The sequence below is a fragment of the Streptomyces hebeiensis genome, from assembly GCF_052983195.1.
On the sequence record NZ_CM129812.1, the window covers coordinates 5,440,663 to 5,463,220 of the forward strand.

Here is a 22,558-nt window from a genome sequence, read left to right on the forward strand (position 1 = left end):
GGTATGCGTGTCGTCGGCCCTGTCCATGGTGGTGCGGCTGTCCGCTCACTTCAGGAGGGCGAGGTGGTCGGCGGTGCCCCCGCGCCATTCGACAAGGAAGAGGGTCGCGTCGTCGCTGGTGCGGTCGCCCCGTTGCTGCTTCAGGGCGTGGGAGAGTGCGCGCACCACCGCGCGTACCCCCTTCTCCGTGTGTTCGACGCGGTTGACCCAGTGGATGAGTTGCTCCTCGCCGAACTGCTCTTCGCCGGCTTCGTGTTCCTCGATCAGGCCGTCGGTGAAGCACAGCACCCGGTCGCCGTGTTGGAGCATCTGCTCGCTGACCTGGGGCTCTTCACCGCCGAAGCCGACGGGCAGGGTGGTCGGGCCTGTCAGTTGCCGGACGACCTGGTGATTGCGGATCAGCAGCGGCGCGGGGTGGCCCGCGTTGACCCACTGCAGATGGCCCGTTGCGATGTTCAGACGCATCATCTGCGCGGTGACGAAGTGGTCGGGCCCGAACTGGTCGGCGATGGCCCGGTCCATGAACGCGTAGATCTCGGACAGGCCGATGTCGGCACGTCTGGCGTGCCGGTAGGCCCCGACGGCGACGGTCGCCATCGTGGCGGCGTCCAGGCCGTGGCCCATCGCGTCGACCATGGCCAGGTGCAGGATGTCCTCGTTGAGGGCGTAGTCGAAGCTGTCGCCTGCGACGCTGTAGGCGGGCTCCAGGATTCCGGCCACCGCTGCCTGCGGGACGGACATGGCCAGCGGCGGCAGCAGAGACCACTGGATCTCGGCGGCCACGCTCATCGGTTCGCGGCGCCGGGCGAGGAAGAACTGGTCGGTGTAGCTGTGCTTGGTGACCAGCATGTCGGCGACCAGACCGGCGAGCCTGCGCAGTAGCCGCCGGTCGTCGTCGTCGACGGCGTCCAGGGTGAGGGCGAGCACTCCCACCTGGTCGCTGCCGTCCAGCAGCGGCAGGTACATCCGGATGCCGTCGGGCCGCGGCACCTCGACAGTGGTCGCCTGCAGGAAGGCGGTGCCGGCGGGAGAGTCACCGATCGGCTCAGGCTCGCCGGCCATCAGCCGCCGACCCGGCAACGGCACCAGCACCAGCTGGCCGTAATCCTGCAGGAGGATCGAGACGTCACGGCCACCGACCCTGGCCACCTCTTCCGCGATCAGCGGGGCGATCAGCTGCGGCGGCATCTCGTGTGCCCGGTCCAGCAGCACCCCCAGCAGCCGCTCACCGAACCCTTCCGAACGGTCCGTCATGCCGTTCTCCGGCCGCCGCTCACCTTGTGCCATGGCCGCGCCCCTGCATCCTCGTCCTCAAAGTCCAGGTCACCGTGTCCCGGCTACCCAGGGCTCCTGACACGACCGTGATCAACTCTTCCAGAGTGACGCGGCCGACCAACCCAACGTGCCCATTACGCCAAACATGGCATGTCGCACCTGATCAGGACAGGTGGCTTTCAACCCCGTCATGCGTCATATCGGCCAGGAGCGGCACCGCACCTCGGGGCTGTCCGAACGGCTCCAGCGCAGGGCCGTCCTTGCGGCTGCCCCCTGCCGCCCCTCCGGAGTTGCCGACGTGACCGACCTGTCCGCCGCACACGACGCCGCCGTCACCGACCGGGGCCGCCTCGCCGGAGGCGCCTACAGCTCTGATCGGCCGCTGTCGCGGACGCCACCCGCTTGCCACTGGCCACGGGCGGCACCAGTGCCGCCTTGGCGCCGCACATGCTCCACCACGTCCCGGACATCCCTCAGGCAGTGGGGGAGTTGTCCCGCGTGGTCGCCCGTGACGGGCTGGTGATCGTCTCCGCCGCGGGCGATCGGGACAAGGTCGAACTCGACGACCTGTGGCGCCATCACGGTTTACGATCCCGAGCCGGTCATCGCGCACCACGCTGCGGACGCGCACCTGCGGCCGGGCGAAGAAGACCGCACCCGGACCGTCAGGGGCGCCGTGTTCGGCGGCCTGCGGACCGGGTGCGGACCGGAAGACCAAACGACCAAGGAAATCGCAGGTCAAACGGCGTGATCGAAGATCAAGCCTTCTTGGTCTCCCAGAAGATCTTGTCGACCTGGGCGATGTAGTCCAGAGCCTTCTGGCCCGTGGCCGGGTCCGTCGAGCCCTTCGCCGTCGACAGCGCCTTCAGGGTGTCGTTGACCAGCTGGTGCAGCTCCGGGTACTTCTCGAAGTGCGGGGGCTTGAAGTAGTCGCTCCACAGCACCGAGACGTGGTGCTTGGCGAGCTCGGCACGCTGCTCCTTGATGACGGTGGCGCGCGCCTGGTAGTGGGCGTCGTCGTTGCCCTGCATCTTCTCCTGGATGGCCTTGACCGACTCGGCCTCGATGCGGGCCTGGGCCGGGTCGTACACGCCGCAGGGGAGGTCGCAGTGGGCGCTGACCTTCACCTTGGGGGCAAACAGGCGGGAGAGCATAGAGCCGTCCTTCCTCGTGATCGTCTTCTCGGGTGCGACATTACTCCGTGAGAAGCGCGTTTTCGCGAGTGCCCCCTGGGGCTTACGTCAAAAGTCCGGGTGGATACGGGACCGGTGGCGGAACGTACGGTGGGAGCGGGACCGTGGGAGTGGAGCCCCGGGCGCGAGGCATCGGACAGCGGGCCCTGGGACGGGCCCGGGAACGGACCCGGGACGAGAACCGGCCCGGGAGCGGGGGCCGTGGGAACGGGCCGCGCGGTGGGAGGTGGCGTATGACGACGCAGGACGGGCGTCCGCAGGAGGAGCGGGTCGCGCGGGGCGGACGGGACGGCAGGGAGCCGCGAGTGCCATTGGGACTCGCCGAGGTGACGGGGCCCTCCATGTATCCGACACTGAGGCACGGGGACCAGCTCCTGGTGCACTACGGGGCGCCTGTGAAGGCCGGTGACGTGGCCGTGCTCAGGCATCCGCTCCAGCAGGACCTGCTCATCGTCAAGCGGCTGGTGGAGCGGAAGGACGGGGCCTGGTGGGTGCTCGGGGACAATCCGGGGGCCGAGGGGGACAGCCGGGTGTTCGGGCTGGTGCCCGAGGACCTGCTGCTCGCCCGGGTCAGGGCGCGCTACCGGCCGCTGGGCGATCAGCGGTCCGCACGGGCCGTGCTCTCGTGGCTGCTCTCGGCGCTGCGGCCGGTGTCGCCGGACCGCTCGGTCTCCCGGCGTTTGCGGGCGCGGTAGGCGGCGACGTTGGCACGGGTCGCGCAGCGGTCCGAGCAGTAGCGGCGGGAGCGGTTGGTCGAGGTGTCCAGGTAGGCGTTGCGGCAGGGCGCCGCCTCGCACAGGCCGAGCCGGTCGACCCCGTACTCCGTCAGGTGGAAGGCGAGGCCCATGGCCGCGGTCGCCGCGTAGCCGGCCGTCGCGTTGGAGGGGTGGTCCGCCAGGTGCATGTGCCAGCGCGGTCGGCCCGCGTCGTCCAGGAAGTCGTGCCCCGAGATCTGCGGGCTGACCGGGAACTCCAGCAGCAACGAGTTGAGCAGGTCCACCGCGTGGGTCTCCTCGCCCCCGTCGGCCGCGGTGAAGACCGCGCGCAGCCGCGCCCGCACCGAACGGAACCGGGTGACGTCCGCCTCCGTGGCGCGGCGCGCGGCCTGCGAGTTCGGGCCGAAGAGCGCGCGCACGGCCTCGACCGAGGTCAGGGTGTCGGTGCCGCGGGCCGGTTCCTCGGTGTTGACCAGGCGTACGGCGGAGTCCGAGTAAGAGGCCAGTTCCACTTGTAGTCCTTACGGCGGCGGTCTAGGGTCGGTCGTCAAGGGTGTTGGTAATGACTGACAGGCTATTCAGGGTATTACGGCAACGACGGAGGTGGCTTTCCGTGACGGAGACGGAGACGGGTACGCAGGCGGATACGGGCACGCGGACGGATACGGGCACGCGGACGGCGACGGAGACCGGGGTCGACTGGGCGGCCTGGCAGGAGAGCTGGGACCGCCAGCAGGAGTGGTACATGCCCGACCGCGAGGAGCGCTTCCGGGTCATGCTGGACATGGTGGAGGCGTTCGCGGGCCCCGAGCCGAGGGTGCTCGACCTCGCGTGCGGTACGGGGAGCATCACAGGGCGGCTGCTGCGCCGGTTCCCGCGCGCGACGAGTACCGGCGTCGATCTCGATCCCGCACTCCTCACCATCGCGCGCGGTACGTTCGAGGGCGACGCGCGAGTGACCTTCGTGACCGCCGACCTGGCCGCCCCGGTCTGGCCCGGGCTGCTCCCGTACGAGACGTACGACGCCGTCCTCACCGCCACCGCCCTGCACTGGCTGCACGAGGATCCGCTGGCCGCGCTGTACGGGCAGCTCGCCGCGGTGCTCGGGGACGGCGGTGTCCTCATGAACGCCGACCACATGACGGACCCGGCCACCCCTCGGATCAACGCCGCCGAGCGGACCTTCCGGCACGCCGGCATGGACCGGGCCAAGGCGGCGGGCGCGCTGGACTGGGCGCAGTGGTGGGAGCTGGCCGCCCGGGAGCCGGCGCTCGCCGAGCCCGCCGCCGAGCGCTTCCGTATCTTCGGTGAGCACGCGGACGGCGACACACCCTCCCTCGACTGGCACGTACGGACCCTGCGGGCCGCCGGGTTCGCCGAGGCGCGGGCCGTGTGGGCGTCGCCCTCGGACTCCCTCGTGCTCGCCCTGAAGTAGCCGCGCGCCGGTACGGGACCGGTACGGGGCTCCGCGCCGCTCCCGTACCGCCGTCGCCACCGCGCCGCGGCCCCCGGTGACGGGGGCCGGGTCCCGATTGCGCCGCCGTCTACAGCACCTTCGACAGGAACGACTTCGTCCGCTCGTGTTGGGGGTTGGTCAGGACGTCCCTCGGGTGGCCCGACTCGACCACCACGCCGTCGTCCATGAACACCAGCGCGTCGCCGACCTCGCGCGCGAAGCCCATCTCATGGGTGACGACGATCATCGTCATGCCGTCCTCGGCCAGGCCGCGCATCACGTCGAGGACATCGCCCACCAGCTCCGGGTCCAGCGCCGACGTCGGCTCGTCGAAGAGCATCAGCTTCGGCTCCATCGCCAGCGCGCGGGCGATCGCGACCCGCTGCTGCTGGCCGCCGGAGAGCTGCGAGGGGTAGTTGCCCGCGCGGTCCGCGAGCCCCACCCGGTCCAGCAGCCGCTCGGCGCGGGCCCGGGCGGAAGCCTTCGTCTCGCCCCGCACCTGGACCGGCGCCTCCATGACGTTCTCGAGCGCCGTCATGTGCGGGAAGAGGTTGAAGCGCTGGAAGACCATGCCGATGTCGCGGCGCTTCCTGGCCACCTCGCTGTCCTTGAGCTCGTACAGCTTGTCGCCCCGCTGCCGGTAGCCGACCAGCTCGCCGTCGACCGACAGCCGCCCCGCGTTGATCTTCTCCAGGTGGTTGATGCACCGCAGGAAGGTCGATTTCCCGGAGCCGGACGGGCCGATCAGACAGAACACCTCGCGCGGCGCGACCTCCAGGTCTATGCCCTTGAGGATGTGGGCCGTGCCGAAGGACTTGTGGACGCCCTCCGCCTGCACCATCGGCCGGCTCCCGGTGGCGGCCGGGGTCGTCATGCTCGTGGTGGTCATGCCATGCCTCCCTTGGGGCGGCCGAGGGACAGCAGATTGGCCCGGACCCGCTGGAGCGGCGTCTGCGGCAGGCTGCGGCTGGAGCCGCGCGCGTAGTACCGCTCCAGGTAGTACTGCCCGACGCTCAGGACCGAGGTCAGCAGCAGGTACCAGGCCGCCGCGAGGAAGAGCATCTCCACCGGGGAGCCCGAGGTCTGCCCGATGTCCTGGGCGTACCGCAGCAGCTCGTAGAACTGCACCGTCGCCACCAGGGAGGTCGTCTTGAGCATGTTGATGACCTCGTTGCCGGTCGGCGGCACGATCACCCGCATCGCCTGCGGGATCACCACCCGGCGCAGCGTCTTGGCGTGGCTCATGCCCAGCGCGTGCGAGGCCTCGGTCTGGCCCTCGTCGACCGAGAGCAGACCGGCCCGGCAGATCTCGGCCATGTACGCGGCCTCGTTCAGCCCGAGGCCCAGCAGCGCCGTCAGGAACGGCGTCATGAAGCTGGACCAGTAGTCCTTGTAGATCGGGCCGAGGTTGATGTACTCGAAGACCAGCCCGAGGTTGAACCAGACCATCAGCTGGACCAGGACCGGGGTGCCCCGGAAGAACCAGATGTAGAACCAGGCGACCGAGGAGGTCACCGGGTTCTTCGACAGCCGCATCACCGCGAGCAGGACGCCGCCGACCACACCGATCAGCATCGAGAGCACCGTGAGCAGCATGGTCTGGCCCACGCCACGCAGGATGCGGTCGTCGAAGAAGTACGCGGGCACGGCGGCCCAGTTGATCTTGCCTTGTGCGAAGGCGTAGACGATCGCCGCGAGCAGGCCGATGGCCACGGCCGCGGAGACGTACCGCCCGTAGTGCCGGACGGGAACGGCCTTGATGGCCTGCGGCGCGGCGGGCGCGGCGTCGCGTGGCGCGTCCGCCGGCCCGTCCGACTTGTTGATGTCAACAGACACGGAGGTTGCCTATGCCTTTCAGATGCCTTTCAGGAGCGGGCGCCGTCAGGAACCGCCGTTGATCTCGGCCTTCCTGACCGCGCCGTCCTCGACCCCCCACTTGGCCATGATCTTGTCGTACTCACCGCTCTTGATGATCGCGTCCATCGCGGCCTGGAGCGGCTTCGCCAGTGGGTCGCCCTTCGCCACGGCGATGCCGTACGGCGCGGCCTCGACCTGGGCGCCGACCAGCTGGAAGTCCTTGCCGCCGCCCGAGGTCTTCACGGCGTACGCGGCGACCGGGAAGTCGCTGGCGCCGGCGGCGGCGTCGCTGCTGCGCAGCCGGGTCTGGGCCTGCTGGTCGTTGTCGAAGGCCTCGATCGAGATCGCGCCCTTGCCGCTCCTCTCGCAGGTCTCGCTCTCGTCCTTGGCCAGGTCGTGCGAGACGGTGCCGCGCTGGACGACGATCTTCTTGCCGCACAGGTCGGACCAGCTGTTGATGCCGTCGGCCGCGCTCTTCCTGGTGTAGAGCGAGACACCCGCGGTGAAGTAGTCGACGAAGTCGACGCCCTCGCCGACCTTCTTGCCGGTGTCGGGGTCCACGCCGTCCTGGCGCTCCTTCGTGTCCGTCATGGCCGACATGGCGATGTCGTACCGCTTGGAACGCAGACCTGTGAGGAGAGTGTCGAAGGTGCCGTTCTCGAATTCGAAGCGCACGCCCAGTTCCTTGCCGAGCGCGTCCGCGAGGTCCGGGTCGATCCCGACCGTTTTTCCTGAGCTGTCCTTGAATTCCACCGGCGGGTACGCGATGTCGGAACCGACCTTGATGACGCCCTTGTCCTGGATCGGCTTCGGCAGCTGGTCGAAGAGCGGTGCCGCCGAGGCCCCGTCGGACGCGCCCTCCTTCTTGCCGCCGCCCGCCGTGCCGCCGCCCGTCTGGTCCCCGCAGCCCGCCAGCAGCAGGGCGCCCGTGACCGCGAGCGCGCCGACCGCGGCGATCCTGGACTTCGCGCCTGCCGTACGACGGGTGGTGCTAGCCGTACGACAAGTGGTGCTTGCGGTCATGATCGGGGCCTCCGGCGAAGAGATAAGGCTTATTGAAGCGGCTACCTGGCCGACGAGCACGCGTCTTCGAGTGTCGCGACCGTGTGTGACGAGTTGCATCCTCCCATTTGGACGGACCCCTCCAGGGGTCCGGGCATGTCAAAATCGGGTAACGGGACACCCCCGCAGTGGCATGGCGGCACGTCAAAGCCGGACCGTCTGCTGGAATACCTCCTTCCGGCCGGAAAATCTCCGGCCTCGCCCCACGTTCAGATGGGTTCATATACATAGCCGGATCTTTCCGAACTGTTCAGATATGACCCATCTCACCGACGGACAATGGACGCGTGAGCGTGGACCGATGAGAAGCGCGTGACCGTGGACCGATGAGGACACGTGAGCGTGGACCGGCGAGAACGGTCTCGTGGTCGACGGGGTCCGTCGGGTAGGAAGAGACGATCACACCCCTCATCCGGGGGCCAGGACGCGTGTGCGGCGCGTCCGCGCGTACGTATCACTCCGCGGGGGCGGCACACCCGCCCGGGCGGCGACCGTACGCGGTGCCCACCCACACCTGCTCGACCAGGAGCGGACACCCTCAACCGATGACTTCCTTAGGGGTTCAGAGACACATGGCAGCGGAGATCGTCAATCAGATCGGCGGCACGGACGGCACGGACGGCACGGGCGGCGACGCCGGGACCGGGGGCGCGGGAAGCGCCGGCGTCGTCCCTGAGCAAGGGGCCGAGGAGCCCTCGGACACGGGCTTCGACGCGGCTTTCGCGCTGCACCGCGGCGGCAAGATGGCCGTCCGGGCGACCGTGCCCGTCCGGGACAAGGACGACCTGTCCCTCGCGTACACGCCCGGCGTCGCCCGGGTGTGCAGCGCCATCGCGGAGCGCCCCGAGCTGGTGCACGACTACACGTGGAAGTCGCAGGTCGTGGCCGTCGTCACGGACGGTACGGCGGTCCTCGGGCTCGGCGACATCGGCCCGGAGGCGTCGCTTCCGGTGATGGAGGGCAAGGCGATCCTCTTCAAGCAGTTCGGCGGGGTCGACGCGGTGCCGCTCGCGCTCGGTACGACCGACACGGACGAGATCGTCGACACCGTCGTGCGGCTCGCGCCCTCCTTCGGCGGGGTCAACCTGGAGGACATCGCGGCGCCGCGATGCTTCGAGATCGAGCGCAGGCTCCAGGAGCGGCTGGACATCCCCGTCTTCCACGACGACCAGCACGGCACGGCCGTCGTGACCCTCGCCGCCCTGCGGAACGCGGCGAAGCTGACCGGCCGCTCGCTCGGCGACCTGCGCGCCGTCATCTCGGGCGCGGGCGCGGCGGGTGTCGCCATCGCGAAGTTCCTGCTGGCGGCCGGCATCGGGGACGTGGCCGTGGCGGACCGCAAGGGCATCGTCAGCGCGGACCGCGACGACCTGACCGACGTCAAACGCGAACTGGCCGGCCTCACCAACCGCGCCGGGCTCACCGGCTCGCTGGAGTCCGCGCTGGCGGGCGCCGACGTCTTCATCGGCGTCTCCGGCGGTACGGTCCCGGAGGCGGCGGTCGCCTCGATGGCGCCGGAGGCGTTCGTCTTCGCGATGGCCAACCCGAACCCGGAGGTGCACCCGGACGTGGCGCACCGGCACGCGGCGGTGGTGGCGACGGGGCGCAGCGACTACCCGAACCAGATCAACAACGTGCTGGCCTTCCCCGGGATCTTCGCGGGGGCGCTCCAGGTGCGGGCCTCCCGGATCACCGAGGGCATGAAGATCGCGGCGGCCGACGCGCTGGCGGACGTGGTCGGTGACGAGCTGTCGGCCGACTACGTGATCCCGTCGCCGTTCGACGAGCGGGTGGCCCCGGCCGTCACGGCGGCGGTGGCCGCGGCGGCGCGCGCGGAGGGCGTGGCGCGGCGCTGACGGCACGGCGGGCCGCGCCTTCGCGCCCTCCGGGTTTCCCGGACAGGGGCGGGGCGCGGCCCTTTCGTATGTATCGCGAAGGTGGGTCTCCCGTACGGACGCCCCCGTACGGACGCCCCCCCGTACGGACGTCTCGCCGTGCTCGCGGGCGCGTGCGTACGGAGTACGGTGACCGGCCCACGGCGACCGGCTCATGCCCCACGGCGACCGGCGTTCGGTGACCGGAGGCGGGTGGGCGGCGCACGGCGGACGGCGTGCGGAGACCGGCGTTCGGCGACCGGGGAACGGCGGGCGGCGCGGGCCGGGCGTGCGGTTCCGCCGCGACCGGCCCCGCCGTATTGTCACCGTCATGTTTGCCGCATACGCCGAAAGCCTCGACTTCGCCGAACCCCTCAAGGGTCTCGCACTGGGCGAGCGCCCGGCCCCCCAGGCCCGCCCCGGCTGGACCACGGTCACGGTGAAGGCCGCCTCCCTCAACCACCACGACCTGTGGACCCTGCGCGGGATCGGGATCACCGAGGACCGGCTGCCGATGATCCTCGGCTGCGACGCGGCCGGAATCGACGAGGACGGCAACGAGGTCGTCGTGCACTCCGTCATCGGCGCCACGGGCCACGGGGTCGGCCCGCGCGAGCCCCAGACCATCCTCACCGAGCGCTACCAGGGCACCTTCGCCGAGCAGGTCACCGTGCCCGCCTGGAACGTCCTGCCCAAGCCCGCCGAGCTGAGCTTCGAGGAGGCCGCCTGCCTGCCCACCGCCTGGCTCACCGCGTACCGGATGCTCTTCACCAACGCGGGCGTCCGGCCCGGTGATTCGGTCCTCGTCCAGGGCGCGGGCGGCGGCGTCGCGACCGCGGCGATCGTCCTCGGCAGCGCGGCCGGGCTACGGGTGTACGCCACGAGCCGCACCGAGGAGAAGCGGGCGCGGGCGGTGGAGCTCGGCGCGACGGACGCCTTCGAGCCGGGCGCGCGGCTGCCGCACCGGGTGGACGCCGTGATCGAGACGGTCGGCGCGGCGACCTGGTCCCACTCCCTCAAGTGCCTGCGGCGCGGCGGCACCCTGGTCATCTCCGGCGCCACCAGCGGCGATCGCCCGGAGCATGCCGAACTGACGCGGATCTTCTTCCTGGAGCTGAGGGTCGTCGGCTCGACCATGGGCTCGAAGGACGAGCTGGCGGACCTGCTGTCGTTCTGCGCGGCGAAGGGGGTGCGGCCGGTGATCGACGAGGTGCTGCCGCTGGACCGGGCGCGGCAGGGGTTCGAGAAGATGGCGGCGGGCGACCTCTTCGGGAAGGTCGTACTGCAGCCCTGACGGCACCGGTACCGGCACCAGCACCGGCAGTTGGCGGTGAGCGCCCGGCGGTGGGCGGCGAGCCCGGCCGGTCGGGCGAGGGGGTGTGGCCGGTCGGACATCGGGTGTGGCCGTTCGGCCGGGACGCGTGGCCGGTCGGCCGACGCGGCGGGGCGGCGCCCGCGTCTAACGTCGTGCACACAGCAGGTCACCGCACCCCGAGGCCGACCTCCGACGGAAGAGCGACTTACGCCCATGATGGACACCGACAACCCCCTCATCCCCGGCACCTCGGTTCACGCGACCGAGTTCGAGGACGACGTCATCGAACTGCTCGCGGAGACCCTGCGCCGCGCCGTCAAGCGCGAGCGGCGGACCGTGGGCACCGAGGACCTGCTGTCGGAGCTGGTCATGGGGGACTCGGAGGCCGGCGAGGCGCTGACCCCCGGCATGCGCGCGGCAGGCGCGCTCAGCGGGTTGATCGCCGGCCGGTCGGACGCCCCCTGGGCCCACGACGACGAAGGAAACCCCGACGGACCCGCGGCCGAACCGAGCGACGAGGCGGAGGCCGTCGCCGTATGGCGGGAGGCGCGGTGGCGCGTCGCCCACGGTGGCCGTGGGCTGAGCCCGGCCGATGACGGGGCATGGCCCGAGCCGACGGGGGCGCTGCGCCAGAGCCTGCTGCACGCCCTCGCGCTGGCCCGCCGGGAGGGCACGCCCAGCGTGCGGTGCCGGCACGTGGCCCGGACCCTGGTGGAGACACCCGGTACCCGCGCGGCCGAGGCGCTGGCCCTGCGGAAGATCTCCACGGCCACGGCGTCCGCCGCGCTGGACACGCTGGACGCGCGGTTGACCGACGAGCCCGCGCCCGCCTCACGCGCCCTCGCCCTGCTGGTCCACGCGGGAACGCTGGGCAAGGAAGGCCGGAGCGGCCGGCTGATGCGGGCCGTGCTGTCCTGGACGGCCGGCATGGACGGCACCGTCCTGACCGCCGTATCCCTGGAGGCCAGGCGCCGGGCGGTGCGGTGCGGACGCGCCGCGGCGGAGCCGGTGGACCTGCTGCTGGCCCTGCCGGCCCTGGACCGCGCCCTGTCGGTCGCCGGCCGGTCGCTGCCCGCGGACGTCGCCCCCGCCAACGACGCCGCCCGGCTGCTGGGCGCGTACGGGGTGCGGCCCGACTCGCTGGCCCGCCGGACCGTCATGGCCACCGCGGCGTTCGGTCCGGTTCCGGCCGACAGCGAACGGCCGCTCTCGCCGCGCACCGAACAGATCGTCGCCCGGGGACGGCTGCTGGCGGCGGAACAGGGTGACGACTCCTCGTTCGGAACGGTGCACGTCCTGGCCGCCCTCCTCGACGACGAGGCGGGAGAGGCCGCCACGCTGCTTCGCGAGGAGGGCGTGGACGTGGCCGCACTGAGGGAGCGCCTGCCCCGCCGACCGGGCGCGTGACGCGGGGACCCGCCCCGGTCCGGCCGGTGCGGCGGAGGTTACGGTCCTCCGGGGCGGCGCACGGCGCCACGCCCCGCGACGCCGCCGGGTCACGGCAGGTCGCCGGGTCACGAAGGGCCGCCGGGACCGGGGACGCCGCCGGGACCGGGCGAGGGCCGGCGGCCCGGCGGTGCGCAACGAGGGGCGAGAGCGGAGACGGCTGGTGACACGGATACTTCGGCGTGTGCGGCGGGCTGTGCAGCGTGAGGCGGTGGAGTGTCTGGCCGCGGTGCGCGCGGCTCCACCGCGCACGGTGGTGGCCGAGTCGCTGGCCTGCCTGGCCGCGGCCGTCGTCGGGCTGCTACCGCTGCTGATCGTGGAGGAGCGGGAACAGCCGGTCCTCGTGGCCCTGGCGGCGCTGTGGGTGGCACTGCTGGTACCCGCCAGGCGCCGCCGGCCGGTGGCGACGGTGCTCGGCACCGTCCCCCTGATCGCCGGGCCGAGCCTGGGGGCGATGCTGATGGTGCCGCTGATCGTGGGCTCCGCCACCCGCCGTATCCACCCGGCACGCCGCGCGTGGTACGCGGTGGGGGCGGCCTGCGCGCTGGGCGGCGCCCTGACCGTGGTCGTCGCACTGTTCGAAGCCGACGTGTCGGCGCCTGAGCTGGCGGTCGGCGCCACCGCCGCGGTACCGCTGCTGGCACTCCCGGCGCTCGCCGGGACGCTGCTGGGCCGGCGCCGGCCGCTGGTCAGCCTGTTGCGGGAGCGCAACGCCTATCTGGAACAGGCGCGTTCGCTGAGCGCCGCGGCGGCGCGGACGGAGGAACGGAACCGGATCGCGGGGGAGATGCACGATCTGCTCGGCCACCGGCTGAGCCTGATCTCCGTACACGCCGGAGCGCTGGAACTGGCGGTCCGGCGGCAGGCCGCGCCCCTCGCCGAACAGGCCGAGCTGCTCCGCACCACGGCGGGCTCGGCGATGGACGAACTGCGCGAGATCCTCGGGGTACTGCGGCACGGGGACGTCGGGGACGGCGCGGGGGAACACGACGGCGGCGAGGGCGGCCGGGGGACACGGGAGGACATCACCGCCCTGGTGGCGGAGACCCGGCGGGCGGGCGTCGAGGCCGGACTGGACTGGTCGGGGCCCGATACGGCCGATGCCGCACCGCGCACCCGCCAGGCGGTGCACCGCGTGGTGCGCGAGGCGCTGACCAACGCGCTGAAGCACGCGCCGGGGGCGCCGGTCCGGGTGGAGGTCGGCGTCGCCGACGGCCGGATCGGGGTCGTCGTGACCAACGGCGCCCCGGGCGCCAAACGCCGGCCGGGGGCGGGCAACCGCAGCGGGCTGGCCGGCCTGGAGGAGCGGATCTCCCTCCTGGACGGCTCGTTCGCCGCGGGGCCGCTCGCGGGCGGCGGCTTCCGGGTGACGGCCCTGCTGCCCGCCCGGCCCCAGGGTGCGGCGCCGTCGGTTCCGCCGGTCGCGCCGGCCTTCCCCGGTGTCCCGGCCGCCCCCGTCGCCCCGGCGGTCTCCGGCCCCCCGGCGGTCCCCGCCGCGCGGGCCGGGAAGCGGGCCGGCCCCCCGTCCGGGACGCACGACCCGCTTTCGGCCGAGGCCCTGACCTGGCCACGGGTGCTCGGCGCGGGGTGCGCGGCGGCGCTCGCCATCCTGCCCACCGTGGTTTTCCTCATCGTGCTCGTGGTGCTGGCCCTGAGCGGGCAACAGCTGTGATCGGGACGGTACGGCCGGCGGCGCACCGCGCCCGACGCCGCGCGCACCGGCCTCCGGGCGGTGCGGGGACGGCGTCTACGATGAGGCGATGATCCGAGTTCTCATCGCCGACGACGAGCGGCTGATGCGCGTCGGCATCCGACTGGTCCTGGAGAACGCGGACGACATCGAGGTGGTGGCCGAGGCGGGCGACGGACGCGAGGCGGTCGAGGCATGCCGGGGCCAGGACATCGACGTGGCGCTGCTCGACATCCAGATGCCGGGCAAGGACGGGCTAGCCGCCGCCGAGGAGATCGGTCAGGCCTCGCCCCGCACCCATGTGGTGATGCTGACGGCCTTCGGCGAGGAGCGGAGCGTGAACCGGGCGCTGCGGGCCGGCGCGACGGGGTTCCTGCTCAAGGACACCGGCCCCACGGAGCTGATCCGCTCGGTGCGCCTGGCCGCCGAGGGCGAGCCGGTCCTGGCACCCCGGATCACCCGGCAGCTGCTGGACCGTCATGTACGGTCCGGCCAGGGCACCGAGGCGGCCCTGCGCAGGACGGCGGACCTCACCGACGCCGAGCGGAACGTGCTGCGGCTGCTCGGCACGGGTCTGTCGAACGCGGAGATCGCCGATCAGCTCTACATGAGCGCGAGTACGGTCAAGGCGCACATCAGCCGCATCCTCACGCGCACGGGCTGCGCCAACCGCGTACAGGCCGCGGTGCTGGCCCACGACGCGGGAATGCTCACCGACCGCTGACGGCCGGCCGTCGGACGGCCGGCTGCCCGCCGGGGGCCGTCGGCCGGGGGCCACGCCGCCGTCGGTCGCCACCGGTCGGCCCGTAACGGCCCCGGTCGGCGTACGGTGACGACCCCATGCCCGGCCACCCGTCGTCCGGCCCCCGTCGCTCGTCGCAGGTCACCCGTCACCCGTCACCTGTGACCCGTCGTCCGGCACCGGTCAACCGCCGCCGGTCACCCGTCACCTGTGACCCGTGACCCGTCGTCCGTCACCCGTCACCTGTCACCTGTCACCGGTCGCCCGTGCGCAGCACCGCGCCGATGTGGGCCGCCGCCGTGGACAAGTGGCGCCGTACCTCGGCCAGTTGCTCGGCCGTCACCCCGTTGTCCCGGGCCGCGTCCCTGATGTCGTCGCGGAAGCGGTCCAGCAGCCGGTCCAGGTCCCGGGCCGGATCGCCGGTCTCCGGGGTGTCCTCCGCCCAGTCGGCCGCCCCCGCCGGTTCCGGCTTGACGTACGGCGGCCAGGCCGAGCCCGTCAGGCCCCCCAGCCGGCCGGCCAGTTCGGACAGGCCCTCCCGTACGCCCGACGGCCAGTCGCCGCGCGCGAAGTGGTCCTGGACCTGGTCCTGGACCTGCTTCGCTATCCGCTGCATCTCGCGGCGCGCCGTCTCCTGCGCCTCCTGTGCCTGGCGGCGGGCCTGTTGCGCGTCCTCGCGGGCCCGGCGGGACTCGTCCTTCGCCCGGCGGGCCTGTTCCTTCCACTCCTGCTTCGCGCGCCGCAGCTCCTCCTTCGCCACGCGCCAGGACTCGTTGTCGGTGAGGTTTCCCTCCCAGTCCGGCCGGCCGCCGGTCCGGGTGCCGGACGTCTTACGGGTCTCGGTGGCCGCCGCGCGCATCTCGCTGCGCAGCGCGCCCGCGGCGCCCCGGACGTCATCGCGTATCTCGGCCGCCAGTTCGGACACCGATTCGCGGATCTCCAGCTCCAGGTCGGCCAGCTCGCCGCTGCGCCCGGCCAGTTCCGCGCGGCCGGCGTCGGTGATCGAGTAGACCTTGCGGCCGCCTTCGGTGGCGTGGGTGACCAGCCCCTCCGCCTCCAGCTTGGCCAGCCGGGGGTAGACGGTGCCGGCGGACGGCGCGTACAGGCCCTGGAAGCGCTCCTCCAGCAGCCGGATCATCTCGTAGCCGTGGCGCGGTGCCTCGTCCAGGAGCTTGAGCAGGTAGAGCCGGAGTCGGCCGTGGGCGAAGACCGCCATGTCAGAGCTCCTTCGAATGGGTCGGTACGGCGTCGTCGGCCGCCGGTACGGCGTCCGTCCGCGCGGCGTCGGCGGGCACCCGCTCGCGCGGGTCCTCCTCCGACGGGGGCCGCCGCAGCAGGGCGATCGCCCCGGACACCGTCGTCGCCTTGAGCGTGCCCGTGCCCGCCCCGAGCGTGCCGGTGATCCGCTTCGCGCCCCACCGTCCGCTCACCCGCAGGTCCTCGAACGCGTTGGAGACCGTACCGCTCGCCGTGTTCGCCTCGACCCGCGCGTCGGCGGGGTGCGGCAGGCGGATCGCGACCTCCCCGGAGACCGTGTTGAGCTGGATGTCCGTGGGCCGGTCCGTCGAATGGAGATCGACGACCATGTCGCCGCTGACGGAATCGGCGTGGACGGAGGAGCCCGCGCCCTCGACGACCGTCAGATCGCCCGACACGGAGTGGAAGCGCAGGTCGCCGGTTACCGCCTGGGCCTCCAGATTGCCGGACACCGTCTCGGCGTTGACCCTGCCCGACATGCCGACGAGCGTCGTGTCACCGCTGACCCCCCGGACGTCCGTGGGCCCGCGCACCCCGGACACCACGGCCCCGGCGCCGACCACCCCGACCTCGACGGCCGTGCCGGCCGGGACGGTGAGGGTGACGACGGCGTCGCGCCGCCAGCCCTTGGGGTCGAGCCACTTGAGGAAACCCTTCCAGGGCAGGTCCTCGTACGCGACGGTCAGTGTCGAACCGGCGAGGCTCACGATCAGCGGAGGCCCCTCGACCCGGGACACCTCCAGCCGGGCGCCGTCGCTCTCCGCGCCGACGACGTTCACCGTCCCGTTGACGACGCGCACGTTGAGGGCGGTCACCGGGGTGTCGAAGGCGAGTTTCCGGGGCTCGGCGACTTCCCACGTCGACTCGGTCATGGGTGACCTCCTTGGGTGGTCATGACGCAACATATCGCGTTCCTGTGAACACGATATATCGCGCCTCCGGGAAGTCAAGGCCGGGGCGGCGGGGCGAGGGAACTCCGGCGGGCGGTGGTCCGCCGGGCCGGGGGGACCGGATTCGTCCCGCGGGTGTCGGCGGCGGTTGGTGGAAAAGCGGTGCACGGGCCGGCGCCGACCCGCCGCCGGCCACCGAACGAGCCCGGGGCGCCCACCTTGACCATCGAGCACATCACGGAACTGCACGGCCTGCCCGTCTTCGACTTCCCCCTCCCGGACGAGGGCGAGGAGCCGTTGCCGGAGGCGGAGTCGGTCGCGTGGAAAATCGCCCGGGCCGACGGCGACGAGGACTTCGACGACGCTTGGGAACGCTTCCTCGACACCGTCGATCCGGCGCGCGTTCGCGCCCTCGTCCTCGGCCAGGGGGCGTACGGCTCCGAATACGACGGCGGCGGCCCCCAGGAGACGGCCGAACGGCTCGACGCCGCGAAGGAACGCCTCACGGGTCTCGACGCCCTCTATCTCGCCGACCTGGAGTTCATGGAGTGCGAGTTGTCCTGGATCGTCCAGGGCGACGTCTCCCCGGTCCTGGCCGCGTACCCGCGCCTGAAGGAACTGGCGGTCCGCGGCTCACTCGGCGGCCACGGCGGTGTGCCCGGCCTGGAATTCCCGCCGCTGCGCCACACGGGCCTGCGCACGCTCCGCCTGGAGAACGGCGGCCCGCCGGGCGCGGTCGTCCGCGGCATCGTCTCCTCCGACCTGCCCAACCTGGAACACCTGGACCTGTGGCTGGGCGTCGAGGCCTACGGCCGCACCACCAAGGTGGAGGACCTGGCCCCCATCCTGGACGGAAGTCGCCTGCCGGCCCTGCGCCACCTCGGCCTGCGGAACGCCGATGTGCAGGACGAGATGGCCGCCGCCGTGGCCACCGCCCCCCGTCGTCGCCCGGCTCACCTCCCTGGCCCTGGGGCTGGGCACCCTGTCCGACGCGGGGGCCGAGGCGCTGCTGCACGGCCAGCCCCTCACCCACCTGCGCCGGCTCGATCTGCGCCACCACTTCCTGTCCGACGCGATGATGCGGCGCGTCCGGGACGCTCTTGAGCCGTCCGGTGTCGTGGTCGACCTCTCCGAGCAGGAATGGCCCGACGAGGACGACGAGGAGCGAGGCCGGTACGTGGCCGCCGGTGAATGACGCGGGCGCGGACGTACGGGAATGGCGGGCGGCCCGTGGCGGGCGGGCCGCCCGGTCGTCGTACTACTCGTCCTCGTCGTCGTCCAGCCGGGCCAGCCAGGTCGCCAGCCGTTCGACCGGGACCTCGAAGTCGGGGTTGAGGTCCACGAACGTACGCAGCTGTTCGGCCAGCCACTCGAAGGTGACCTCCTCCTCGCCGCGCCGCTTCTCCAGTTCCTCGATCCCGCGGTCGGTGAAATACATGGTGCTCAGCTTAATGCGGGGTGAGCGGTGTCCCGCGGCTGCTCGGCGCGGTCCGGAGCCGTTGCCGAGAACCGGGAGGGCGACATCCGTCGTCCTTCCTCAGACACCTCGCATCCGCACCGTACTGGCGCTAATCTGCGGGGAATTGGGGGAACAGGGGTTGCCATGGGTGAGGACGAGGTCCGCGTCACACGCATCGAGATGCCGGACGGCACGCCCGTATGGGCCCGGATCTCCGGTGCCGAGGAGTTGCGGCGGCCCAGCGGTGGCCTGGTCTATTCGGACACCGGGTTCGGCGACCAGGTCCAGGCCCGGGTCGAGAGCCTGTACGGCGTGGTGACCAGCGTCGCGCGGTCCCTCGCCGGACCGTTGCGCGCGGTCCGGCCCGACGAGGTGAGCGTGGAGTTCGGGGTCGAGCTGACCGCCAAGTCCGGCAAGGTCGTCGGGCTGCTCGCGGACGGCGAGGCCAAGGGCGCGATCAAGGTCACGCTCACCTGGAACGACGGCGGACCGCCCGCCGACCTCACCGCCCCGCCCCCGGTCCCGCCGCAGACCGCCGCGTCTCCGTCGGCCCCCAGCGCCCCGGCCGCCCCGGCCGCCCCGCCCGCTTCCGCCGCACCGGCGGTGCCCCCGGTCCCGGCCATGCCGCCCGCGCCGCCGTCCGCCTCTCCCGCGCCCGGGGGCGCACCACCCGGCGCAGCGGCGCATTCATACCGGCCCGAGCCTCCGGCCGGGAGTGCCCCATGATCGATGGCCTCGGCCGGGGAGCGCCCGGAGTCCCGGCCGAGACCCGGCGTGCGCTCATGGACCTCGTCATGGCGGCGACGGTGCGCATCCATGCCCCGACGCCCGGGTATGCCCCTGATGAACAGGGCGGGAAGTTTCTGGGGAGCGGCTTCTTCATCGCCCCGAGCTGGGTTCTCACATGTGCGCATGTGGCGATGCAGGGGGAGGGGCGGGACGTGACCGTGGTCTTCGAAACCGGTCCCGGCAGCGGCGAGTCCGCGGTGCCGGGCACGGTCGTCGCCGCGCTCCCCGAGCACCCCTCGGGCGTCACGGACACCGGGCGCCCCTCGTACGCCCCGGAAGCCCCGTACGGCACGACCGGCGCGTACGGCACGGCCGATCCGTACAGCACGGCCGATCCGTACAGCACGGCCGACCCCTACGGCACAGTCGGCGCGTACGCCACAGGCGACTCGTACGGCTCGTACGCCACGGGCGATCCGTACGGTGCCGCCCCGCCGCCTCCCGCCGGCGGCTGGGCCGCGCCCGACCTCGCCCTCGTCCGGCTCCGCCGGCCCACCGACCACGCCTGCGTCTACGTGACCGAGCGCCCCGCGGCCTTCTTCGGCGGCGGCGAGGTGTTCTACGCGGGCTGGACCGAGATCGGCGGGCGGCTGAAGCGGCTCAACGGGCAGTGCACGGTGCAGGGCACGGTCGGCGGCTGGGCGGACCCCGACGAGCAGATGCGGCTCGGCGGGGACGTGCTGCCGCCGGGCGTGTCCGGCGGCCCGACCGTGGACATCGCGCGCGGCGAGGTCGTCGGGGTGCTCAAGTCCCAGCTCGTCGGCGCCATGGGCGGCACCTCCATCGGCGTCGAGCGGCTGCGCTCGCTGCCCGTGCCCGCCACGATGGCCGGGGCCGAGTCCGACGACGACTACCAGGCGGTCTTCCACGCCCACGACCGCTACCACGCCTACCAGCACACGAGCCCCGTCGGCACCGGCCGCACCTGGACCGACGTACAGAGCTCCCTGGGCGCCTCCATCGACCGCGCCCTCAGCCCCCCGCAGCGCGTCACGCTGCTCGGCAAGCTCGCCCAGCTGCCGCCGCCGGTCTCCACGCGCGGGCTGCTCGACCTGCTCGTCCGGCTGCCGGGCGTCCACTCGGTCGAGCGCTACCCGGCGCCGCGCGGCTGGCGCGACGGGCTCGGCGCGCTCTACGAGACGAGGGGCGGCGAGGCCGCGCTCGAACTGCTGCTGCGCTATTGCATGAGCGTCATCGCCGCCGAGCGCCCCTATGTCACCCCCTCCACCCCGGAGGCGGAGGAGGAGCTGTGGGAGTGGGTGAAGCGGGTCGCCGACGACGGTCTCTCCCGGGAGTTCCGCAACGAGATCACCCGGCTGTGGGCCGCCGCCCGGCTGCGGACCGACCGGGAGCAGCGGCGCGCGGCGCCCGCGTACGGGGAGCGGCCCGCGGACGGCGAGGCGCCCTTCGTCCTGCTGGAGCTGGAGCCACGCGGCTGGGAGCGGGACAGCTACGACTGGCGGGTCGGCGTCGCCCGGCACACCGGTGAGGTGCAGCCCGTCGGCGAGGACAGCCGGGGCACCCCGGGCCACGCCCTGCCGGCCCGGCTCACGGCGTCGCTGACCGAGGCGTTCCGGCGCTGCGACGAGCCGGACAGCCCGGCCGTCCTCCAGGTCGCCGTGGTCCAGTCCCAGCTCGGGATGGCCGTCGACCGCTGGCAGCTGGCGCCCGACGAGCCGCCGCTCGGCGTCACCCGCCCGGTCGTCGTGCGCCGTTCCGACCACGAGCCACCGCTGACCGAGGACGACACCCGCGAGCGCATGGCGCGCTGGACGCGCGCCACCACCGCCGCCGTCCGCGCCGCCGTCGTGGACTGCGAGGACGGATTGCGGGTACCCGTCCCGACGGAGGAGGAGCTGCGGGCCCTGGCGTACGAGACGGTGCCCGTGCTCTGCCGGTACGGCGACCGGACCGACGGTGAGACATCGGCCGGACTCGCCCGCGTGGTGCGCGGCGGCTTCCACATCGCCCTGCTGCGCCGGGGCAAGGACCGCCCCGAGGCGGTGTGCGCCGATTTCCACCGGCGGGCGGCCGACACCGTCGCCGAGGCGCGGACCGCGGACCAGCTGCCGCGCAAGATCCACGAGCTGAGGCAGGGCGTGCGCTCGGGCCGTGCGGAGATGTACTGGTCCGAGGGGGTGGCGCTGTTCTACGACGATCCGCACCACCCGCTGCCCGGTTCCGGCCAGTTGCTGGAGGCACCATGACCGGCCTGCCGGGTGCCGTGAGCGGACGGCCGGGCGGTGTGACCGGTCCGTCGGGCGGCGTGGGCGGACGGCCTGCTGCCGTGGCCCCGCCGGCGGGTGCCGGCAGCGGCCTGCCGGGTGTCACGACCGGGCCGGCGGGTACGCGCGCCCGGCGCCGCGTCGTACGGCACGGTCCCTCGTACCCGCGGCAGTACCCGCGGCACGTTCCGTACTTTTCGCATCCCCCGCATCTCCCGCCCCTCCGGTACCTGATCACCGCGGACGAGACGAGGAACGCGCTATGAGCGAACCGGGCGAGTGGCTCATCTACCGAGGCGCCGGTGAACCGCACGACGGCATCACCCAGCTGCCCCCGCCGCCGCCCTGGCGGGACTTCGCGAACCGGAGCGAGGTCTGTCCGGACGGCTCGGTGCGCGGCGGTGACGGCGACGGCTCCGCCGACCGGCGGCTGGGCGGTTACCGGCACGAGGCCGAGCTGCACCGCCCCGGCGCCGAAGAGCTGGAAATGGTCAACGCCGCGCTCTACCTGCGGCGTCCGCTGCTGGTCACGGGCAGTCCGGGGGCGGGCAAGAGCACCCTCGCCCACTCGGTCGCGCACGAACTGGGGCTGGGCCGGGTGCTGCGCTGGCCCATCGTCAGCCGGTCGACCCTCCAGGACGGGCTGTACCACTACGACGCGATAGCCCGCCTCCAGGACGTGCAGATCGCCGCGCACGGTGCCGCGGCCGGCGCCGAGCCGCAGGACCCGTCGACGGGCATCGGCAGCTACATCCGGCTCGGCCCGCTCGGTACCGCGCTGCTGCCCTCTCAAGAGCCCCGGGTGCTGCTGATCGACGAGATGGACAAGAGCGACATCGATCTGCCGAACGACCTGCTGAACGTGCTGGAGGAAGGCGAGTTCGCCATTCCGGAGCTGGAACGGATCGCGGACCGGCTGCCGGACGGCGTGGCGGAGGTGCTCACGCACGACGGTACGAAGGCGCGGATCCGGGGCGGCCGGGTGCAGTGCACGGCCTTCCCCTTCGTCGTTCTGACCAGCAACGGAGAGCGCGACTTCCCCGCGCCCCTGATGCGCCGCTGCATCCACCTGGAGCTGGGCCGCCCCGACCGGCAGCGGCTGGCCGCGTTCGTACGGGCCCATCTCGGCGACGAGGCGGCCCGCGCGGGCGACGACCTCATCATCCACTTCCTGGAGCGCTCCCGCAGCGAACTGATCTCCACCGACCAGCTGTTGAACGCCATCTACCTCACCGGCGCGGCCGCCCCGGCGGGCCGCGACCGCCTCGCCGACCTGCTCATCCAGCGACTCGACCGGCCGAGGTGACGCGCG

General features: G+C 72.7%; 19 protein-coding genes and 2 pseudogenes. 12 read left to right on the forward strand and 9 right to left on the reverse strand.

The window, feature by feature from the left end:
- Positions 1-45: 45 nt before the first annotated feature.
- Positions 46-1,287: a PP2C family protein-serine/threonine phosphatase gene (locus ACU6P3_RS23445; protein ID WP_447193978.1), complete on the reverse strand. Its 1,242-nt coding sequence runs from the start codon at positions 1,285-1,287 to the stop codon at positions 46-48.
- 384 nt (positions 1,288-1,671) lie between these two features.
- Here ACU6P3_RS23445 and ACU6P3_RS23450 point away from each other — a divergent pair.
- Positions 1,672-2,082 (forward strand): annotated as a pseudogene (locus tag ACU6P3_RS23450) (class I SAM-dependent methyltransferase); the annotation flags it as partial.
- Here ACU6P3_RS23450 and sodN read toward each other — a convergent pair.
- Positions 2,034-2,429, reverse strand: coding sequence for a superoxide dismutase, Ni (sodN, locus tag ACU6P3_RS23455; protein ID WP_030754121.1), 396 nt, complete (start codon positions 2,427-2,429; stop codon positions 2,034-2,036). The pseudogene ACU6P3_RS23450 and the gene sodN sit on opposite strands and share 49 nt — an antisense overlap.
- A 272-nt stretch (positions 2,430-2,701) precedes the next feature.
- On the opposite strand from sodN, the gene sodX reads away from it, so the two are divergent.
- Positions 2,702-3,163: a nickel-type superoxide dismutase maturation protease gene (gene sodX / locus ACU6P3_RS23460; RefSeq protein WP_447193979.1), complete on the forward strand. Its 462-nt coding sequence runs from the start codon at positions 2,702-2,704 to the stop codon at positions 3,161-3,163.
- Here sodX and ACU6P3_RS23465 read toward each other — a convergent pair.
- Positions 3,067-3,696, reverse strand: a complete 630-nt coding sequence (locus ACU6P3_RS23465) for a CGNR zinc finger domain-containing protein (protein ID WP_447193980.1) — start codon at positions 3,694-3,696, stop codon at positions 3,067-3,069. The two genes, sodX and ACU6P3_RS23465, sit on opposite strands and share 97 nt — an antisense overlap.
- Positions 3,697-3,797: 101 nt before the next feature.
- Between ACU6P3_RS23465 and ACU6P3_RS23470 the strand changes: the two genes are divergently transcribed.
- The gene (locus ACU6P3_RS23470) at positions 3,798-4,619 is read left to right on the forward strand and encodes a class I SAM-dependent methyltransferase (protein ID WP_447193981.1); all 822 of its coding nucleotides are present in this window, start codon (positions 3,798-3,800) and stop codon (positions 4,617-4,619) included.
- Between the two features lie 109 nt (positions 4,620-4,728).
- On the opposite strand, the gene ACU6P3_RS23475 is transcribed toward ACU6P3_RS23470, so the two are convergent.
- Genes ACU6P3_RS23475 through ACU6P3_RS23485 form a run of 3 tightly spaced genes read right to left on the reverse strand, consistent with a single transcriptional unit; the run spans position 4,729 to position 7,520 of the window.
- Entirely contained in the window at positions 4,729-5,529 is an 801-nt protein-coding gene (locus ACU6P3_RS23475; protein WP_447193982.1) for an amino acid ABC transporter ATP-binding protein, read from the reverse strand.
- Positions 5,526-6,476, reverse strand: a complete 951-nt coding sequence (locus tag ACU6P3_RS23480; RefSeq protein ID WP_447193983.1) for an amino acid ABC transporter permease — start codon at positions 6,474-6,476, stop codon at positions 5,526-5,528. The genes ACU6P3_RS23475 and ACU6P3_RS23480 overlap by 4 nt, the downstream gene beginning before the upstream one ends.
- Before the next feature lie 45 nt (positions 6,477-6,521).
- Positions 6,522-7,520 (reverse strand): ABC transporter substrate-binding protein, encoded by a 999-nt coding sequence (locus ACU6P3_RS23485; protein WP_447193984.1) that lies wholly within the window; start codon positions 7,518-7,520, stop codon positions 6,522-6,524.
- 611 nt (positions 7,521-8,131) lie between these two features.
- Here ACU6P3_RS23485 and ACU6P3_RS23490 point away from each other — a divergent pair.
- The 5 genes from ACU6P3_RS23490 (at position 8,132) to ACU6P3_RS23510 (ending at position 14,608) form a co-directional block, all read left to right on the forward strand.
- Positions 8,132-9,415, forward strand: a complete 1,284-nt coding sequence (locus tag ACU6P3_RS23490; protein WP_447193985.1) for an NAD(P)-dependent malic enzyme — start codon at positions 8,132-8,134, stop codon at positions 9,413-9,415.
- Between the two features lie 349 nt (positions 9,416-9,764).
- On the forward strand, positions 9,765-10,727 hold the full coding sequence (locus tag ACU6P3_RS23495) for a zinc-binding dehydrogenase (protein ID WP_447193986.1): 963 nt from the start codon (positions 9,765-9,767) through the stop codon (positions 10,725-10,727).
- Positions 10,728-10,961: 234 nt separating this feature from the next.
- Complete coding sequence (locus ACU6P3_RS23500; RefSeq protein WP_447193987.1) at positions 10,962-12,155, forward strand: Clp protease N-terminal domain-containing protein; 1,194 nt, start codon at positions 10,962-10,964, stop codon at positions 12,153-12,155.
- Between the two features lie 223 nt (positions 12,156-12,378).
- Positions 12,379-13,866 carry a sensor histidine kinase gene (locus tag ACU6P3_RS23505; protein ID WP_447193988.1) on the forward strand — a complete coding sequence of 496 codons (1,488 nt, stop codon included), beginning with the start codon at positions 12,379-12,381 and terminating at the stop codon, positions 13,864-13,866.
- 88 nt (positions 13,867-13,954) lie between these two features.
- Positions 13,955-14,608: a response regulator gene (locus tag ACU6P3_RS23510; RefSeq protein ID WP_447193989.1), complete on the forward strand. Its 654-nt coding sequence runs from the start codon at positions 13,955-13,957 to the stop codon at positions 14,606-14,608.
- A 271-nt stretch (positions 14,609-14,879) separates the two neighbouring features.
- On the opposite strand, the gene ACU6P3_RS23515 is transcribed toward ACU6P3_RS23510, so the two are convergent.
- Both ACU6P3_RS23515 and ACU6P3_RS23520 read right to left on the reverse strand, forming a co-directional pair.
- Positions 14,880-15,842 carry a PadR family transcriptional regulator gene (locus ACU6P3_RS23515; RefSeq protein ID WP_447193990.1) on the reverse strand — a complete coding sequence of 321 codons (963 nt, stop codon included), beginning with the start codon at positions 15,840-15,842 and terminating at the stop codon, positions 14,880-14,882.
- Between the two features lies 1 nt (position 15,843).
- Complete coding sequence (locus ACU6P3_RS23520) at positions 15,844-16,755, reverse strand: DUF4097 family beta strand repeat-containing protein (RefSeq protein ID WP_447193991.1); 912 nt, start codon at positions 16,753-16,755, stop codon at positions 15,844-15,846.
- A 237-nt stretch (positions 16,756-16,992) separates the two neighbouring features.
- Here ACU6P3_RS23520 and ACU6P3_RS23525 point away from each other — a divergent pair.
- A pseudogene (locus tag ACU6P3_RS23525) lies at positions 16,993-17,968 on the forward strand (STM4015 family protein).
- A gap of 63 nt (positions 17,969-18,031) precedes the next feature.
- Here the strand turns inward: ACU6P3_RS23525 and ACU6P3_RS23530 are convergent.
- Positions 18,032-18,211 carry a DUF6104 family protein gene (locus tag ACU6P3_RS23530; protein WP_014048295.1) on the reverse strand — a complete coding sequence of 60 codons (180 nt, stop codon included), beginning with the start codon at positions 18,209-18,211 and terminating at the stop codon, positions 18,032-18,034.
- 165 nt (positions 18,212-18,376) lie between these two features.
- Between ACU6P3_RS23530 and ACU6P3_RS23535 the strand changes: the two genes are divergently transcribed.
- The 3 genes from ACU6P3_RS23535 (at position 18,377) to ACU6P3_RS23545 (ending at position 22,552) form a co-directional block, all read left to right on the forward strand.
- A complete protein-coding gene (locus ACU6P3_RS23535) occupies positions 18,377-18,958 on the forward strand; it encodes a CU044_2847 family protein (protein WP_447193992.1) in 582 nt (193 codons plus the stop codon).
- Positions 18,955-21,228 carry a VMAP-C domain-containing protein gene (locus ACU6P3_RS23540; RefSeq protein WP_447193993.1) on the forward strand — a complete coding sequence of 758 codons (2,274 nt, stop codon included), beginning with the start codon at positions 18,955-18,957 and terminating at the stop codon, positions 21,226-21,228. Before ACU6P3_RS23535 ends, ACU6P3_RS23540 begins: the two co-directional genes overlap by 4 nt.
- Positions 21,229-21,508: 280 nt before the next feature.
- Complete coding sequence (locus tag ACU6P3_RS23545) at positions 21,509-22,552, forward strand: AAA family ATPase (RefSeq protein ID WP_447193994.1); 1,044 nt, start codon at positions 21,509-21,511, stop codon at positions 22,550-22,552.
- Positions 22,553-22,558: the final 6 nt, after the last annotated feature.

What these genes read in the sequence shown, in the direction of transcription:
- ACU6P3_RS23445 (WP_447193978.1), bottom strand. Translation starts at nt 1,287, where the DNA reads ATGGCACAAGGTGAGCGGCGGCCGGAGAACGGCATGACGGACCGTTCG.
- sodN (WP_030754121.1), bottom strand. Translation starts at nt 2,429, where the DNA reads ATGCTCTCCCGCCTGTTTGCCCCCAAGGTGAAGGTCAGCGCCCACTGC.
- sodX (WP_447193979.1), top strand. Translation starts at nt 2,702, where the DNA reads ATGACGACGCAGGACGGGCGTCCGCAGGAGGAGCGGGTCGCGCGGGGC.
- ACU6P3_RS23475 (WP_447193982.1), bottom strand. Translation starts at nt 5,529, where the DNA reads ATGACCACCACGAGCATGACGACCCCGGCCGCCACCGGGAGCCGGCCG.
- ACU6P3_RS23485 (WP_447193984.1), bottom strand. Translation starts at nt 7,520, where the DNA reads ATGACCGCAAGCACCACTTGTCGTACGGCTAGCACCACCCGTCGTACG.
- ACU6P3_RS23490 (WP_447193985.1), top strand. Translation starts at nt 8,132, where the DNA reads ATGGCAGCGGAGATCGTCAATCAGATCGGCGGCACGGACGGCACGGAC.
- ACU6P3_RS23495 (WP_447193986.1), top strand. Translation starts at nt 9,765, where the DNA reads ATGTTTGCCGCATACGCCGAAAGCCTCGACTTCGCCGAACCCCTCAAG.
- ACU6P3_RS23500 (WP_447193987.1), top strand. Translation starts at nt 10,962, where the DNA reads ATGATGGACACCGACAACCCCCTCATCCCCGGCACCTCGGTTCACGCG.
- ACU6P3_RS23510 (WP_447193989.1), top strand. Translation starts at nt 13,955, where the DNA reads ATGATCCGAGTTCTCATCGCCGACGACGAGCGGCTGATGCGCGTCGGC.
- ACU6P3_RS23515 (WP_447193990.1), bottom strand. Translation starts at nt 15,842, where the DNA reads ATGGCGGTCTTCGCCCACGGCCGACTCCGGCTCTACCTGCTCAAGCTC.
- ACU6P3_RS23520 (WP_447193991.1), bottom strand. Translation starts at nt 16,755, where the DNA reads ATGACCGAGTCGACGTGGGAAGTCGCCGAGCCCCGGAAACTCGCCTTC.
- ACU6P3_RS23530 (WP_014048295.1), bottom strand. Translation starts at nt 18,211, where the DNA reads ATGTATTTCACCGACCGCGGGATCGAGGAACTGGAGAAGCGGCGCGGC.
- ACU6P3_RS23535 (WP_447193992.1), top strand. Translation starts at nt 18,377, where the DNA reads ATGGGTGAGGACGAGGTCCGCGTCACACGCATCGAGATGCCGGACGGC.
- ACU6P3_RS23540 (WP_447193993.1), top strand. Translation starts at nt 18,955, where the DNA reads ATGATCGATGGCCTCGGCCGGGGAGCGCCCGGAGTCCCGGCCGAGACC.
- ACU6P3_RS23545 (WP_447193994.1), top strand. Translation starts at nt 21,509, where the DNA reads ATGAGCGAACCGGGCGAGTGGCTCATCTACCGAGGCGCCGGTGAACCG.